This window comes from Thiothrix caldifontis, from assembly GCF_900107695.1.
Classification (GTDB): domain Bacteria; phylum Pseudomonadota; class Gammaproteobacteria; order Thiotrichales; family Thiotrichaceae; genus Thiothrix; species Thiothrix caldifontis.
In genome coordinates this window covers 43156-56497 of sequence record NZ_FNQP01000011.1, presented here as the reverse complement: position 1 = coordinate 56497, position 13342 = coordinate 43156, and the positions used below count along the sequence as shown (strand labels likewise).

The 13342-nt window shown below is 53.6% G+C and carries 14 protein-coding genes; 6 read left to right on the top strand and 8 right to left on the bottom strand.

Translation table 11 applies throughout. The features are described from left to right. Nucleotides 1-4 precede the first annotated feature (4 nt). Entirely contained in the window at nucleotides 5-3895 is a 3891-nt protein-coding gene (gene purL, locus BLV87_RS10555; protein ID WP_093068511.1) for a phosphoribosylformylglycinamidine synthase, read from the bottom strand. A 172-nt stretch (nucleotides 3896-4067) separates the two neighbouring features. Between purL and BLV87_RS10550 the strand changes: the two genes are divergently transcribed. Together BLV87_RS10550 and BLV87_RS10545 are read left to right on the top strand one after the other, a co-directional pair. After that, on the top strand, nucleotides 4068-4361 hold the full coding sequence (locus BLV87_RS10550; RefSeq protein WP_093068507.1) for a type II toxin-antitoxin system Phd/YefM family antitoxin: 294 nt from the start codon (nucleotides 4068-4070) through the stop codon (nucleotides 4359-4361). Continuing rightward, nucleotides 4348-4764: a putative toxin-antitoxin system toxin component, PIN family gene (locus tag BLV87_RS10545; protein ID WP_093068504.1), complete on the top strand. Its 417-nt coding sequence runs from the start codon at nucleotides 4348-4350 to the stop codon at nucleotides 4762-4764. The genes BLV87_RS10550 and BLV87_RS10545 overlap by 14 nt, the downstream gene beginning before the upstream one ends. A 10-nt stretch (nucleotides 4765-4774) precedes the next feature. Here BLV87_RS10545 and BLV87_RS10540 read toward each other — a convergent pair whose 3' ends face one another. Next, nucleotides 4775-6064, bottom strand: coding sequence for an Lcl domain-containing protein (locus tag BLV87_RS10540; RefSeq protein WP_139282159.1), 1290 nt, complete (start codon nucleotides 6062-6064; stop codon nucleotides 4775-4777). Nucleotides 6065-6072: 8 nt separating this feature from the next. Then, nucleotides 6073-6198: a hypothetical protein gene (locus BLV87_RS19975; protein WP_281241318.1), complete on the bottom strand. Its 126-nt coding sequence runs from the start codon at nucleotides 6196-6198 to the stop codon at nucleotides 6073-6075. A 130-nt stretch (nucleotides 6199-6328) separates the two neighbouring features. On the opposite strand from BLV87_RS19975, the gene BLV87_RS10535 reads away from it, so the two are divergent. Then, complete coding sequence (locus BLV87_RS10535) at nucleotides 6329-7309, top strand: TIR domain-containing protein (RefSeq protein WP_093068499.1); 981 nt, start codon at nucleotides 6329-6331, stop codon at nucleotides 7307-7309. On the opposite strand, the gene BLV87_RS10530 is transcribed toward BLV87_RS10535, so the two are convergent. Next, nucleotides 7299-7829 carry a DUF4384 domain-containing protein gene (locus BLV87_RS10530; RefSeq protein ID WP_093068496.1) on the bottom strand — a complete coding sequence of 177 codons (531 nt, stop codon included), beginning with the start codon at nucleotides 7827-7829 and terminating at the stop codon, nucleotides 7299-7301. The genes BLV87_RS10535 and BLV87_RS10530 overlap by 11 nt on opposite strands. A 24-nt stretch (nucleotides 7830-7853) precedes the next feature. Here BLV87_RS10530 and BLV87_RS20035 point away from each other — a divergent pair, with 24 nt between their 5' ends. Further along, nucleotides 7854-8120: a hypothetical protein gene (locus tag BLV87_RS20035; protein ID WP_342719460.1), complete on the top strand. Its 267-nt coding sequence runs from the start codon at nucleotides 7854-7856 to the stop codon at nucleotides 8118-8120. Between the two features lie 191 nt (nucleotides 8121-8311). Beyond that, nucleotides 8312-8731, top strand: coding sequence for a secondary thiamine-phosphate synthase enzyme YjbQ (locus tag BLV87_RS10520; protein ID WP_093068493.1), 420 nt, complete (start codon nucleotides 8312-8314; stop codon nucleotides 8729-8731). A 6-nt stretch (nucleotides 8732-8737) separates the two neighbouring features. Here the strand turns inward: BLV87_RS10520 and BLV87_RS10515 are convergent, their stop codons facing one another. After that, entirely contained in the window at nucleotides 8738-9361 is a 624-nt protein-coding gene (locus BLV87_RS10515) for an NAD(P)H-dependent oxidoreductase (RefSeq protein WP_093068490.1), read from the bottom strand. Between the two features lie 77 nt (nucleotides 9362-9438). On the opposite strand from BLV87_RS10515, the gene cysZ reads away from it, so the two are divergent. Continuing rightward, the gene (gene cysZ, locus BLV87_RS10510) at nucleotides 9439-10167 is read left to right on the top strand and encodes a sulfate transporter CysZ (RefSeq protein ID WP_093068488.1); all 729 of its coding nucleotides are present in this window, start codon (nucleotides 9439-9441) and stop codon (nucleotides 10165-10167) included. Here the strand turns inward: cysZ and tsaB are convergent. The 3 genes from tsaB to BLV87_RS10495 are packed head-to-tail and all read right to left on the bottom strand — an operon-like array spanning nucleotide 10164 to nucleotide 13339. Next, nucleotides 10164-10862, bottom strand: coding sequence for a tRNA (adenosine(37)-N6)-threonylcarbamoyltransferase complex dimerization subunit type 1 TsaB (gene tsaB, locus BLV87_RS10505; RefSeq protein WP_093068485.1), 699 nt, complete (start codon nucleotides 10860-10862; stop codon nucleotides 10164-10166). The genes cysZ and tsaB overlap by 4 nt on opposite strands. Continuing rightward, nucleotides 10843-12762 (bottom strand): DNA repair helicase YoaA, encoded by a 1920-nt coding sequence (gene yoaA / locus BLV87_RS10500; RefSeq protein ID WP_217629978.1) that lies wholly within the window; start codon nucleotides 12760-12762, stop codon nucleotides 10843-10845. Before yoaA ends, tsaB begins: the two co-directional genes overlap by 20 nt. A 31-nt stretch (nucleotides 12763-12793) precedes the next feature. After that, the gene (locus BLV87_RS10495; RefSeq protein ID WP_175517909.1) at nucleotides 12794-13339 is read right to left on the bottom strand and encodes a tetratricopeptide repeat protein; all 546 of its coding nucleotides are present in this window, start codon (nucleotides 13337-13339) and stop codon (nucleotides 12794-12796) included. Nucleotides 13340-13342: the final 3 nt, after the last annotated feature.

Sequence of the window (13342 nt, the reverse complement as noted above, 5' to 3'; positions counted from 1 at the left end):
ACGTTTAGCCTACCCAAACCCGAGCATTGCGGAACATCCGCAACCACGCACCATCTTCACCCATGTCATCGGGCTTCCACGAATGCTGCACCGCACGGAACAAGCGTTCGGGGTGCGGCATCATGATGGTAAAACGCCCATCCGCCGTAGTCACACCCGTAATCCCCAACGGTGAACCGTTCGGGTTTTCGGGGTAATGTTCGGTGGCATTGCCGCGATTATCCACGTAACGCAAGCCGACCAGCCCTTCCTCCAACATACCTTCAGCCGTCGCCGTGTCGAATACCGCACGCCCTTCGCCATGCGCCACTGCAATCGGCAGCTTCGAGCCAGCCATGCCTTGCAGGAACAATGATGGCGATTCCAACACTTCCACTGCCGAATAACGCGCCTCGAACTGTTCGGAACGGTTGCGGTAGAAACGTGGCCAATGCGCTGCACCGGGGATCATGTCACGCAATTGCGAGAACATCTGGCAACCATTGCACACGCCCAGCCCGAAAGAATCTTGCCGCGCAAAAAACGCTGCAAATTCATCACTGGCACGCGGGTTCATCAAAATGGTTTTCGCCCAGCCGCCACCTGCCCCCAACACGTCACCGTAGGAGAAACCGCCGCACGCCACCAAGCCTTTGAAATCTTTCAACTTCACCCGACCACTGATAATGTCGGTCATGTGTACGTCAACCGCTTTGAAACCGGCACGGTCAAACGCCGCAGCCATTTCCACCTGCCCGTTCACGCCTTGCTCACGCAATACCGCAACCGCTGGACGTACTCCGGTACGGATATACGGCGCAGCCACGTCTTCATCCAACTCAAAGGTTGGCACAAACGGCAAACCGGGGTCTTGCACATCATCCAAGCGCTCGAACTCTTGCGCAGCGCAATCAGCATTGTCACGCAACGCCTGCATCTGGTAGCTGGTTTCTGCCCATATTTTCTGCAACGTGGCACGCGGCGCACGGTACACTTCCTTATTCGCAAAGGTCAGTACCAGTTCGTCGCTGTCGTTCAATTCGCCAATAACGTGGGTGCAATGCGCCAGCCCAGCTTCGCGGAACGCTTCCAACACTGCATCAGTATCGCAATGGCGAATTTGCAGCACTGCGCCGAGTTCTTCACTAAACAACGCAGGCAGTAACTGACCACTGATTTGCCCGATGCAAGCCGTCACGCCCACATGCCCCGCAAAGCTCATTTCTGCCAGCGTTGCCAGCAAGCCGCCATCGGCACGGTCGTGATACGCCAGAATCAGGTTTTCGCCGCGCAAATCTTGCACGGTGTCGAAAAACGCTTTGAGCGCGTCAGGGTTATCCACGTCCGGCGCATGATGCCCGACTTGCCCGTAAACTTGCGCTAAAGCGGAAGCTGCCAAGCGGTTACGCCCTTTGCCGAGATCCACCAAAATCAGGTCGGTGTCACCCACATCGGTGCGCAATGCCGGAGTCAGCGTTTTGCGGATGTCCTGCACGGGTGAAAACGCGGTGACAATCAAGGACAGCGGCGCAATCATTTCGCGGTTTTCACCATCTTGTTGCCACACCGTTTTCATCGACAGGGAATCTTTGCCGACCGGAATCGCCAAACCTAAACGCGGGCAAAGCTCTTCACCGACCGCTTTCACGGTATCAAACAATGCAGCATCTTCGCCGTGATAACCCGCCGCAGCCATCCAGTTTGCTGACAGGCGAATATTGCGAATGTTGGCAATGTCCGCCGCCGCAATATTGGTAAGCGCTTCGCCAATCGCCATGCGCCCAGACGCTGCCGGATTCACCAGCGCAATCGGGGTGCGTTCGCCCATCGCCATCGCTTCGCCGAAGTTGGTAGTGTAATCGCTGGACGTGACCGCCACATCCGCCACCGGCACTTGCCATGCGCCCACCATTTGATCGCGTGTCACCATGCCCGTTACGGTGCGGTCGCCGATGGTGATCAGAAAGGACTTGGAGGCAACGCTTGGCAAGCGCAATACGCGCTCAATTGCTTCCGGCAACTCAATACCGCTCAGGTCGATTTCTGGCTTGTGGAAGGTTTGGTGATGCACGTCGCGCAGCATTTTTGGCGGTTTGCCGAGCAGCACGTTCATCGGCAAATTCACCGGATTGTTGTCAAACAGCGAATCGCCGACCAGCAATTGTTGTTCAACGGTGGCGTTACCGACCACGGCGTAGACAGCGCGTTCACGTTCGCACAGGGCGCGGAAGGTGTCGAGGCGGTCTTCGGCAATGGCGAGGACGTAGCGTTCTTGCGCTTCGTTGCTCCAGATTTCCATTGGTGCCATGCCAAGTTCGGCGTTGGGGACGGCGCGGAGTTCAAAGCGTCCGCCGCGCCCGGCATCGTTGACGATTTCGGGGATGGCGTTGGAAATGCCGCCAGCACCCACGTCGTGGATGGAGAGGATCGGGTTTTCTGCGCCCAAGGCCACGCAGCGGTCGATGACTTCTTGGCAACGGCGTTGCATTTCGGGGTTGCCACGTTGGACGGAGGCAAAGTCGAGGTTTTCCGCACTCGTGCCGCTTGCCATTGAGGAGGCTGCACCGCCGCCCAAGCCGATCAGCATCGCAGGGCCACCGAGAACGATGATCGGCGTACCTTCGGGCAGCGGGTTTTTGTTGATATTGTTTTCGCGGATATTGCCCATGCCGCCTGCAATCATGATCGGCTTGTGGTAGCCGCGCAGTTCCATACCCTTCGCTCCGGGGGCTTGCATTTCAAAGGTGCGGAAATAGCCGGTGATATTGGGGCGACCGAATTCGTTGTTGAACGCGGCAGCACCGATAGGGCCTTCGAGCATAATGTCGAGGGCGGAAACGATGCGGTCGGGTTTGCCGAAATCGTGTTCCCACGGTTGGGCGTAGCCGGGAATGCGCAGGTTGGATACCGAGAAGCCGCTCAAGCCAGCCTTGGGTTTCGAGCCGTTGCCGGTTGCACCTTCGTCGCGGATTTCGCCGCCCGAACCGGTGGCAGCACCCGCAAATGGGGAAATCGCGGTGGGGTGGTTGTGGGTTTCCACCTTCATCAGGATGTGGACGGGTTCGTTGGTGTAGTGGTATTCGCCGGTTTTTACGTCGGTCAAAAAGCGCGTTGCTAACGGGCCTTCGATGACCGAGGCGTTGTCATGGTAGGCGGACAGGATGCCTTCGGGCGCGTGCGCGTGGGTGTTGCGGATCATGGCAAACAGCGATTTTGGCTGTTCCTTGCCGTCGATAATCCAGTCGGCGTTGAAAATTTTATGGCGGCAATGCTCGGAATTGGCTTGCGCGAACATCATCAATTCGACATCGGTGGGGTTGCGCTGGAGTTCGGCGTAATTTTCCGCAAGGTAGTCGATTTCATCCGCAGAGAGTGCCAAGCCCCAGTCGGTGTTGGCTTTGGCGAGTGCAGCGCGGGGGTCGGTACTGATGTCGACGTGGCGCAAGGCGGCGGGTTCGGCTTCGCTGAACAGGATGACGGCATCTTGCAGGTCGGTCAGCACCATTTCGGTCATGCGGTCGTGCAACAGTGCGGCTATGGCGAGGCGTTCGGCTTCAGACAGCGCGGCAGTGGTTTGGATGTCGTAAGCAATGCCGCGTTCGATGCGTTCCACCATCGTCAAGCCGCAGTTGTGGGCGATGTCGCTGGCTTTGCTTGACCAGGGCGAAATCGTGCCTTTGCGCGGGGTGACGAGCAGCAATGTGCCGCTGAAAGCGTGGCTGCCTTGCACTTCTTCGTAGGTCAGCAACGCTTGCAACTGGGCGTGTTCGTCGGGGTGCAGTTCGCGGCTATTGCGCACGAAATGGACGTATTCGGCTTGCACAGCGGTGATCGCGGGGACAATGGCTTGCAAGGCGCTCAACAGCTTGTTGCGGCGAAAATCGGAGAGGGCAACGCTACCGGGGAAGATCAGCATGGGGGTAAACCAATGGGCAGTTCATCAAGGAGGGTATGATAGCGGAAAGTGGGGCGGGATTGTAGGCGATTGCCGTGCCAACTGTGGCGGGGTGCGTCCTCTGGCAAATTTGCCCGAAAGCCCTATTGTAGCTACAATAGCTACTATCAATACAACTCAGTGAGAAATAACCATGCAATCCATCGGCGCACGTCAGGCCAGTAACCAACTCGGTACGGTGCTTGATAAAGTCTGGCAGGGTGAACCGTTCAAAATCACCCGCAACAAACGCGACACTGCCGTTATCCTGTCCATGCGGGATTTTGAAATGCTGGGTGGTGAAGCTTTTCTACTTCGCAGGCGGGCAGAAGCCATGCAGCAGGAGCGTCAGCAGTTGTTGGCTTCATTGGACGCTTTGCGCACTGACGCGGAACAAAGCGGTCTGACGGAATCCGTGCTGGAAGCGATCTTGAATGACAAGCCTTGAACGCTGTGTTTGCGACACCAATGTCTTGATCAGCAGCTTAATTTCCCGCTCCAGCCCGCCCGCAAAAATTGTTGACCATATTACCCTGAACGGATTTTTCCTGTTCTCGTCAACCACGTTTGCCGAGTTGGAGGAGGTCATCTGGCGGGAAAAGTTTGACCGCTATTTTTCAACCGAAAAGCGGCAGAATTTCCTCAGCAACATGCGCCGGGTGGGATTGTTCTATGAAATTGGGGAAACCGTGGAGCTGTGCCGTGACAAAAAAGACAACCCGTTTCTGGATGTGGCGTTAGCGGGCAAAGCAGACTGTCTGATAACGGGCGATGCTGACTTGCTGGTGCTGAAACAGATTGGCGACATAACAATCATGACCGCCGCACAAGCAATACACCTTACCAACTGATAACGAATAATCACTGACCGAAACGGACTAACCGAACAGAACAACCGCCAACGGGAGGAACAAAACCCTTGCGCCCTTCATCAAAACCAATATACCAATGCGAAAATTTATAATTACCTTGTCTGGTAGATGACCAGTATTTCGATTTATTATATTCACTCGCTGTATTCCGTTTCGCTGTATTCGGAAATGCCTGTAAATCAATGGTCGGGCGTTGGTATTTCCCTGCGTTATTATCCTTACCATCACAGGATTCATCCCAAGCGACTTCCTGCGGTGTGCCGTTACTGCAATATACCAGTGTGCGCAGTTCTTCGTGAGTTGGCAATCGCCATTCGCCTTTGCCGAATTTTGCCATTGCGTCATCCCAGTTGTAGCTTGCTGGTTCACCGCTGCAATTGTCGCCCGTTTGTCCTTCGCTGCACTTTTTCCACATCAGTTTGGTTTTGGTGTCAGTGATTGTGCCATCGCCATTGTCGATGTAGCGCCCTGAAATGAGGTTGGTTGCTGCCGTTTGTTCTAGTACAGGTTCTGGGCGTGTGACTGGCTGCGAGGGTACAGCCACAGGTTCGGGTTTTGGTGTGGGAGTCGGTGCAGTTGTCAGGTTACTGCCACTTGCCAGCATGAAAATTCCGTAGTTTTCGCCCATGCTGAATGGTTTTTGAGTTCGTGCCAGATTGGTAAATGTCCAGTTGGCAACTTGTTGCTGGACGTAGCTTTTCAGGTTGTCGAAGCTGATTGCGCCTTGGTTGTCCGCAGCTTCGCCGTTCAGGGCTTTTTGCAGGAAGTAGCTGAATACGCCGTGTTTAAGGCTGTCATGTTCCCAACTGATTTCCCCAAACTTGGTGGCGTACAATACCTGTATGCCTTCGCTTTGCTGCTGGATGAAGCTGGGTTGCCCGATACTCTTGCTGCCTTCCAGCCCCGGATTGTCGCGGCAGGCATCAATGAACAGCACTGCACGACGGGCTTTAGTGGCGCGGACTGCCTGTTCCAGTTCCTGCATGGACAAAGCCGACTCTGACAGGTTGCCACCCACCGTACCATAAGAAGCCAGATAGTTGTTGCCACCTTGGGCGAAACCATGCCCGGAAAAAGCGAAGACCAGCGTACCCTGTTGCGGGTTCAGCGTTTCGCCTGCCTGCTTGATCGCATTGAGGATGTAGGATTTGGTGGCTTTCTGATTGGTCAGTGTTCTGGCTGCGTAACCATGCTTTTGCAACACCGTCGTCAGCGCATTAGCATCGGCATCCGCATACTTCAACGGACGCAAACCACTTTCCTGATCATAGGTATTCACCCCGACAATCACCGCAACCTTGTTGCCCTGTGCAATTGTTGCGCTTCCACCAGCCGCACATTCTTCTCATCAGCGCACACCATGCCAGCCAGCAGCACCATGATAATTCCCAAACCCAGTCTCAGCCCCGCCATGCCCATTACTCCTGTTTTATTTGCTTGCCCTGCGCAAACCCAGTCCACATTGTACTGATTAACAGACCAATTAGAGCATAGATTAGTTTATTATTACCGTGATTAAAATCACGACGTTGTAAACCACACCATGCACGACATTTTCATCAGCTATAGCCGCCAAGACAAACCGTGGGTAGACACCCTCGCCGCCGCGCTCACTGCGCAAGGCTATGCCGTCTGGTGGGATGCCGAACTCTTGCCCGGTCAAAACTTCGAGAATGCTATCAAGCACGTATTGGACAACGCCCGCTGTGTCGTCACCGTCTGGTCAACTGCCTCGGTCGATTCCCTCTGGGTCAGGGAAGAAAGTAGCTATGCCTTGCAACGCAACGTTCTCATCCCCGTGCTGTACCAACCCGTGACTCTGCCTATGCCATTCGGACGTATCCACACTGCTGATTTGCAAGACTGGCAAGGCACCCCCAACGACCCACGTTTTCAGACATTGCTGAGAGCGATTGCACAATATTGCCCAAGAACAACTGAAACTGAACAAAATGCGCCAGAAGAATCGCCAGCAGCAGAGGTCGATCCCCTACCGGATGAGAGAATAAGTAGCGAGGGCGTTATTCACCGCTGGAAGTGGATCACCGCAGCGTTGTTTACCACTATTGGGCTGATTTTCACCGCTGCCGGAGGCTACAACGACCTCAAACAAATCTGGTCAGACTTTAGCAAACCAGCCCTACTGCTCGACTACGAACCCAAAGACAACATCCATTCCGGTGATACTTTATACCTGACCTTTAGCGGTTCTCACCAAGGCTACGCCACCCTATGGAATCAGGATGCCAGCGGCACTGTCACCAAACTGCTCCCAGAAAAAGGCGCTGTCACGCTGCACTTCACCCCGCAATACAATGGCGAAACACTCGAATTGCAAGCCACCTCTGGTAACGGTACAGACAAATTCATCCTGCTCTGGACACCCGAAGGCAAGCCCGATCATCTCAGCCACAACCAATACAACAGCGAAGCCGCCTTCACTGCCGCCCTGAAAAAACTGGAAGCGGATGGCGACTTGATAACGACACAACTTGATGTGCCGATTTTCGCCCCTAACCGCTAATGGCAAAGCGGATGGTACAAGTCACCGTGTCATCATCTGCAATCTTCGGGGTAGACATCAGGACAACCCCTTTACCATTCGCCCCTTCACGCACTTTGCCCTTCTCGCGGGAAGCCACAATCTGGAAAATATTGGAACCCACCGGGCCTTCCACTTTGAGGGACTTGCCTTCCGGTGGAAACACCAGCGTTGTGCCACCTGTAACCCGCTCATCAGCAAACAATACCTGCCCAGTTTCCTGTGATGCTCCAGACCCTTGATCAATCACGGAAATGTAAACATCCTGTTGTGGTTTCACCGAAAGCGTCAGGGTATCGCCAATCCGGTAAGCACTGCGGTCAACCGATGCCTTGAGCGATAAATCCGAACCAGAAGATTGCTGTGCTTCGGCTGCCTCGCAACCCCGGCTGACAATTTTGAAGCCTTTGGGATTCGCATCCTCATCAGGTTTTACATCGGTAGGACTTTGGCAACCAGCCACCAAAAACAGGAAGATCCACATCCAATACTTTTCCAGCATCACTTTCGCCTCTATTGTTACCCCATGAATGGAAAGATATTATACAAGATTCAGAACGGCTTGCTCTTGTCGCTGCATAGCGTGTTGCCTCATTTCAATCATCCTGCTTGCTTTCCAGTTGTTTCGCCATCCGGTCAAAGTCAGACTCGCAGAAATGCGGAATTGGGTGGCTTCGGCGGAATTGACGTGGTAGCCGACGGCGATAATGGCATCCAGATTGTAGAAATCGAGTGTACGGGCAACCTGCCGCTAGCCTTCTTGTTGAACTGCTCGAATTTTTTGAGTAGTTGAATTTTCGTCAAGCTCACCGCTGGCGAAGATTTCTTTCAGATGGTAAGTGACGGTGTTCGATGATTATGGATAATATTCCATGATTTGTATGGTTATCGTTACGACAAAGGCGATACACAACCCAATCACCTAAAAATCGCCCAGCATGATAACCTAAAGAGCGTCAGCACCTCCAAGGACGTAAATACCCCGTGACCATCCATCAACAATCCCTCACCATACCCACCAACGGACGCGGCACATACAACATCACCGCGCAAATCGACATGCTAATCCGCCAAAGCAGTATCAAAACCGGCCTATGCCACGTCTTCATCCACCACACCAGCGCATCGCTGATCATCACCGAAAATGCCGACCCCGACGTGCGCCGCGACCTCGAAACCGTCCTCAAACGCCTCGCCCCCGATGGCGACCCCGCCTACCGTCACAGCGACGAAGGCGATGATGATATGTCTGCCCACATCCGTTGTATGTTGACCAACACCGATGTCACCATCCCCATCACCCGTGGGCAATCTGCACTCGGCACCTGGCAAGGCTTGTACCTCTACGAACACCGTACCGGGCGTTTTCAGCGCAAACTCACCGTCACGATTTACGGTGAGTAACACTGATTAACGGTATTCCACCAAATCCGCCAATGGCTGGCGCAACTTCGCTGGCTGCTCACCTGCACGATAACCAAATGCCACCACCACTGCTACACCGTACTGACGGGTATCCACCGCCAACAACGCTTCCACGCCCGCTTTTGAAAAGCCTTCAATCGGGCAAGAATCAATTCCCATGCTCGCCGCCCCCGTCATCATATTCGCCAGCGCGATATAGCACTGCTTAGAACTCCATGCGAAGGTATTCAAATACGGCTTAATTTCGCTTTCATTATGCGCAGCATATTTCGCCAAATACGCTTGCTCCGCCTCAGTTGGCAAACCCCGCCGCCCGAACAAATGCTGCACATAATCACTGTACGGTTCGACCGCTGCGGTTTTCGCCAAAATTACCACCACATGGCTGCTCTCAGTGATTTGCGGCTGCCCCCAACAAGCTTCGCGCAATTTTTCGCGTAACCTTGGGGTTTGCACCACCACGAAATGCCAGTGTTCCATGCCGAAAGAGGATGGAGACAAACGTCCGAACTCCAGAATCTGCTGGAACTCATCCGCCGGAATCTGGCGACTCGGGTCAAACTTCTTACAGGCATGACGGAAATTCATCGCTTGCATGAATGGCTGCATGTTAAAACTCCTTAACTTAAAACGCTTGAGTAAATGCGCTACAGTATAACCACAGCATCACATAAGGTTGAGAGATAATGATAACGGGATTATTTAAAGGCTTTGGCTACGTATTCAGCGGGCTAGCACTCATCACGCAACAAGGCATTCGCCCGTTTGTGGTCGTGCCACTACTAATCAATATCATGTTGTTTTCCGGCGGTATTTGGCTGGCAACATCACAACTGGATTACTGGATGACACGCCTACTGCCAAGTTGGTTAACCTGGTTGGAATGGTTGCTATGGCCTATCTTCGTCGTGCTGATTTTCTTTGTGGTGTTTTACGTGTTTTCCATCATCGCCAATATTCTTGCCGCACCGTTCAACTCGGTACTGGCGGAACGCGTAGAAGCACGTCTTAACGGGCACCCCGTCCCTGAATTCGAGGGCTACAAAAGTCTGCCCGCGCTAATCGTGCGTACCTTCCGCAGCGAACTTGGGAAGTTGTGGTACATGGGTAAATGGTTCATGCTACTGCTAATTATTACCGTGATTCCGGGGGTAAATATCGTCGCACCCATTGCATGGACACTGTTTGGTGCATGGATGCTGGCAATTGAATATGCCGACTACCCGATGGGCAACCACAATCTGTTTTTCAAAGAAGAAGTGACCGCATTACTGAAAAATCGCGGGGAAGCACTGGGGTTTGGTTGGCTGCTGTCTCTGATGACCGCGATTCCGGTGGTAAATTTCTTTGCCATGCCTGTGGGTGTTGCGGGTGGCACAGCATTATGGGTCAAAACACTCTCACAAAACCGTTAAGGCTTTGCTACCAAGCGCTCCTGTGTAGTCAGCGCAATCTTATTACGTAAATAAACCGGCTGCGCCTCTTCCGGCGCAGCGGCCATGCCCGCTTGCCAACCAGCCACAGCCAATGGCAACATGAATTCCGCAGCAGGTAACGATACCGCATCTATCCCACTCAACTTGTTGCCAAACCGTGCTTGCAACACCTCTGCATAGGCTGACCAGCCATGACCAATCGCAAACCAACCTGTTGTTTCGGGCAATGGCGCATCCACTGGAGCGCACACCCGTTCCTCACCCTGCAACTGCATCAAACCATCTTGCAACACATACTGCCCCCAATACACCTCGCTCATCCGCGCATCCAAAGCCACCAATACTTGCGTTGCACCGTGTTGCACATACGCCTGCTGCGCCAATGCAGCCAAGGTAGACAACGCAATCACTGGCTTCTCCGCCGCCATTGCCAAGCCTTGCGCCACCCCCACCCCAATACGGATGCCGGTAAATGCCCCTGGCCCACACCCGACCGCAAGTGCATCCAATTCCGCCAAACGTAGCCCAGCCGCAGCCAACACTTTTTCTACCATCGGCAAAATCAGTTGGGTATGTGCTTTGGGGGTCAATTCAAATTCACTGAAGGTCAACCCATCGGTATACACAGCGGCAGAACAGGCTTCGGTTGAAGTATCAAGGGCTAGTAGTTTCATTCAAATTTCCAGCAAAAAAACGTTCCACGATGTCCAGCTTCTGGGTACGCGGCATACGCGGCAAACTATCCAAAAACGTCTTTCCGTAACTGCGCGTGCGTAAGCGAATGTCGCAAATCATCAACACCCCGCGATCCTGCTGGTCACGAATCAGCCTCCCCACGCCCTGCTTCAAGGTAATCACCGCCTGCGGAATCTGGTATTCACCAAACGGATTACCGCCACGCTTGCGGATGCTATCCAGCCGCGCCTCCATCACCGGATCGTTGGGGGCAGCAAACGGCAGCTTGTCGATAATCACGCAACTCAAGGCTTCACCGCGCACATCCACGCCTTCCCAGAAACTCGCCGTACCCAGTAAGACCGCATTACCCAGTTCACGAAACCGCTCAATCATGTCACGTTGCGGCGACTCGCCCTGGATCAGCAACGGATATTCAAAACGGTCTTGCAACAATTCTGCCGCTTCATTCAGCGCCCGATAGCTGGTAAATAGCATAAACGTGCGCCCTCCACAGGCTTTGATCACCGGAATCGCAGCCTCCACCAACGCGGAAACAAACCCCGCATCCTGCGGTTCAGGCAAGCCTGCCGGTAAATACAGCAGCGAGTTATGCCAATAATCAAACGGGCTATCCAGTTGCAAGGTCGTCGCCGTATCCAGCCCCATACGCTGGTTGAAATGCTCAAACGATTGCCCCACTGCCAGCGTTGCCGAGGTCATCACCCAGCTACACGGCAATTCATCCATGCACTTTTTGAACGGCACAGCCACATCCAACGGGGTCGTGGTAATCGCAAAGCCACGGGTAAAGGTTTCAAACCACTGCACGGTATCTGGCGGCGGGTTATGCAAGCGCCCCAATCGTGCCTGTTGTTCCAGCAAACGCTCGTAACACGACTGCAAGCCTTTGCTCCGTTCCGCCGCATGTTCCAGCAATGCCGCCAAATCAACCAAGCAATCCTGAAGCGCTTGCAGATGCTGGACGATAGCAGGCTTTTGGCTGATGCGTACCCACGGTGCACGCTGCCCCGGTATATCCATTGCCAGCCGCAAATCCAGCACTGCCTTTTCCAAACGATCCAAATGATCGCGGATTTGCGGCATATCCGAAGCATCTGCCAACACCTCTACCAAGGTATCACGCTTCCAGTCATGCAACTGGCGGCTGCTAAACGTATCACTGAAAAATGTTGAAGCGATTTCCGGCAATTGGTGTGCCTCATCCAATACCACGACATTGGCAAGCGGCAATAACTCCCCGAAACCCTCTTCCTTAAGCGCCATATCCGCAAAAAACAGATGATGATTGACCACCACAATATCCGCTTCTTGCGCCGCCCGCCTCGCCTTCACCACATAACATTCTTGGTAATCGCCGCAATCCGCCCCCAAACAATTCTCGGTATTCGAGGTAACACGCCCCCAGATTTCCGCATCGTGTGGCACTGCCGACAGTTCGGCAATATCGCCCTTGCTGGTCAATTCCGACCAATCACGGATGCGGTGCAACCACGTTACGCTTTTACGATCCGGCAAACGCCCTTCGTCCAAGGTCGCTTTCAGGCGGTGTAAGCACAGATAATTCGCCCGACCTTTCAGCAAAGCCGTCTTGACCGCACTTTTCAACGCCTTGCGTACCAATGGCAAATCTTTGTGGTAAAGCTGATCTTGCAGGGTTTTACTGCCAGTGGAAATGATCACGCGCTCATCACACAATAACGCAGGCGCAAGGTAAGCAAACGTTTTTCCCACCCCAGTACCGGCTTCAATCACCGCAGTGCCTTGCGTTTGCATCACGGTTTGCACCGCTTGCAGCATCGCCTGCTGTTGTGGTCTGGCTTGAAAACCATCAATCAGTTGTGCAAACGGCCCGGATTCACCCAATAAATCCGGCAAATCCAGTCCCGTTGGCAGCGTGTTTGACGAACTAATTGAGTTGCTCCTGGTAGGCTTTTGCTTTACTGAGCATATTGACGGCTTGGTCATGATTACCTTGGCGTTCATTGATTGTTGCCAATTTCATCCATAAATCTGGATTGTCAGCTTCAATGCGCAAAGCACGCTCAAGGGTATCTGCTGCTTTATCGAGATTACCCTTAGCCACCTCAGAATCAGCCGCTTTCATTAAGGCTTTGACCGCAGGTGAAGACGGGTAAACCTTAGGGGTTAATACCTCCACAACCTCAGGTGCAGCAGCACTTGTATCCTCAGGCTTAACGACAGGCGTTGGTGGATGGCTTATCACGGGTTTGCTCACCGGTGCAGATTGCGTAATCACCGGTGATGCAGAAGGCTTAGGTTTACTGGGTGCAGGAACATTAACAGGAGCCTGCTTCACCACCTTAGGCGGAATCACCACAGAGCGGCTACCGTAAACACGATCTTGCAACACAGTTGGGTTAGGTGAACAAGCAGATAACAGCATGGTTAACAAAGCCGCAAATGCTAAGGAATAACGGGGATTCAGGGTCATATT

What these genes read in the sequence shown, in the direction of transcription:
- purL (WP_093068511.1), bottom strand. Translation starts at nt 3,895, where the DNA reads ATGCTGATCTTCCCCGGTAGCGTTGCCCTCTCCGATTTTCGCCGCAAC.
- BLV87_RS10550 (WP_093068507.1), top strand. Translation starts at nt 4,068, where the DNA reads ATGCAATCCATCGGCGCACGTCAGGCCAGTAACCAACTCGGTACGGTG.
- BLV87_RS10545 (WP_093068504.1), top strand. Translation starts at nt 4,348, where the DNA reads ATGACAAGCCTTGAACGCTGTGTTTGCGACACCAATGTCTTGATCAGC.
- BLV87_RS19975 (WP_281241318.1), bottom strand. Translation starts at nt 6,198, where the DNA reads ATGGCGGGGCTGAGACTGGGTTTGGGAATTATCATGGTGCTGCTGGCT.
- BLV87_RS10535 (WP_093068499.1), top strand. Translation starts at nt 6,329, where the DNA reads ATGCACGACATTTTCATCAGCTATAGCCGCCAAGACAAACCGTGGGTA.
- BLV87_RS10530 (WP_093068496.1), bottom strand. Translation starts at nt 7,829, where the DNA reads ATGCTGGAAAAGTATTGGATGTGGATCTTCCTGTTTTTGGTGGCTGGT.
- BLV87_RS20035 (WP_342719460.1), top strand. Translation starts at nt 7,854, where the DNA reads ATGAATGGAAAGATATTATACAAGATTCAGAACGGCTTGCTCTTGTCG.
- BLV87_RS10515 (WP_093068490.1), bottom strand. Translation starts at nt 9,361, where the DNA reads ATGCAGCCATTCATGCAAGCGATGAATTTCCGTCATGCCTGTAAGAAG.
- cysZ (WP_093068488.1), top strand. Translation starts at nt 9,439, where the DNA reads ATGATAACGGGATTATTTAAAGGCTTTGGCTACGTATTCAGCGGGCTA.
- tsaB (WP_093068485.1), bottom strand. Translation starts at nt 10,862, where the DNA reads ATGAAACTACTAGCCCTTGATACTTCAACCGAAGCCTGTTCTGCCGCT.
- BLV87_RS10495 (WP_175517909.1), bottom strand. Translation starts at nt 13,339, where the DNA reads ATGACCCTGAATCCCCGTTATTCCTTAGCATTTGCGGCTTTGTTAACC.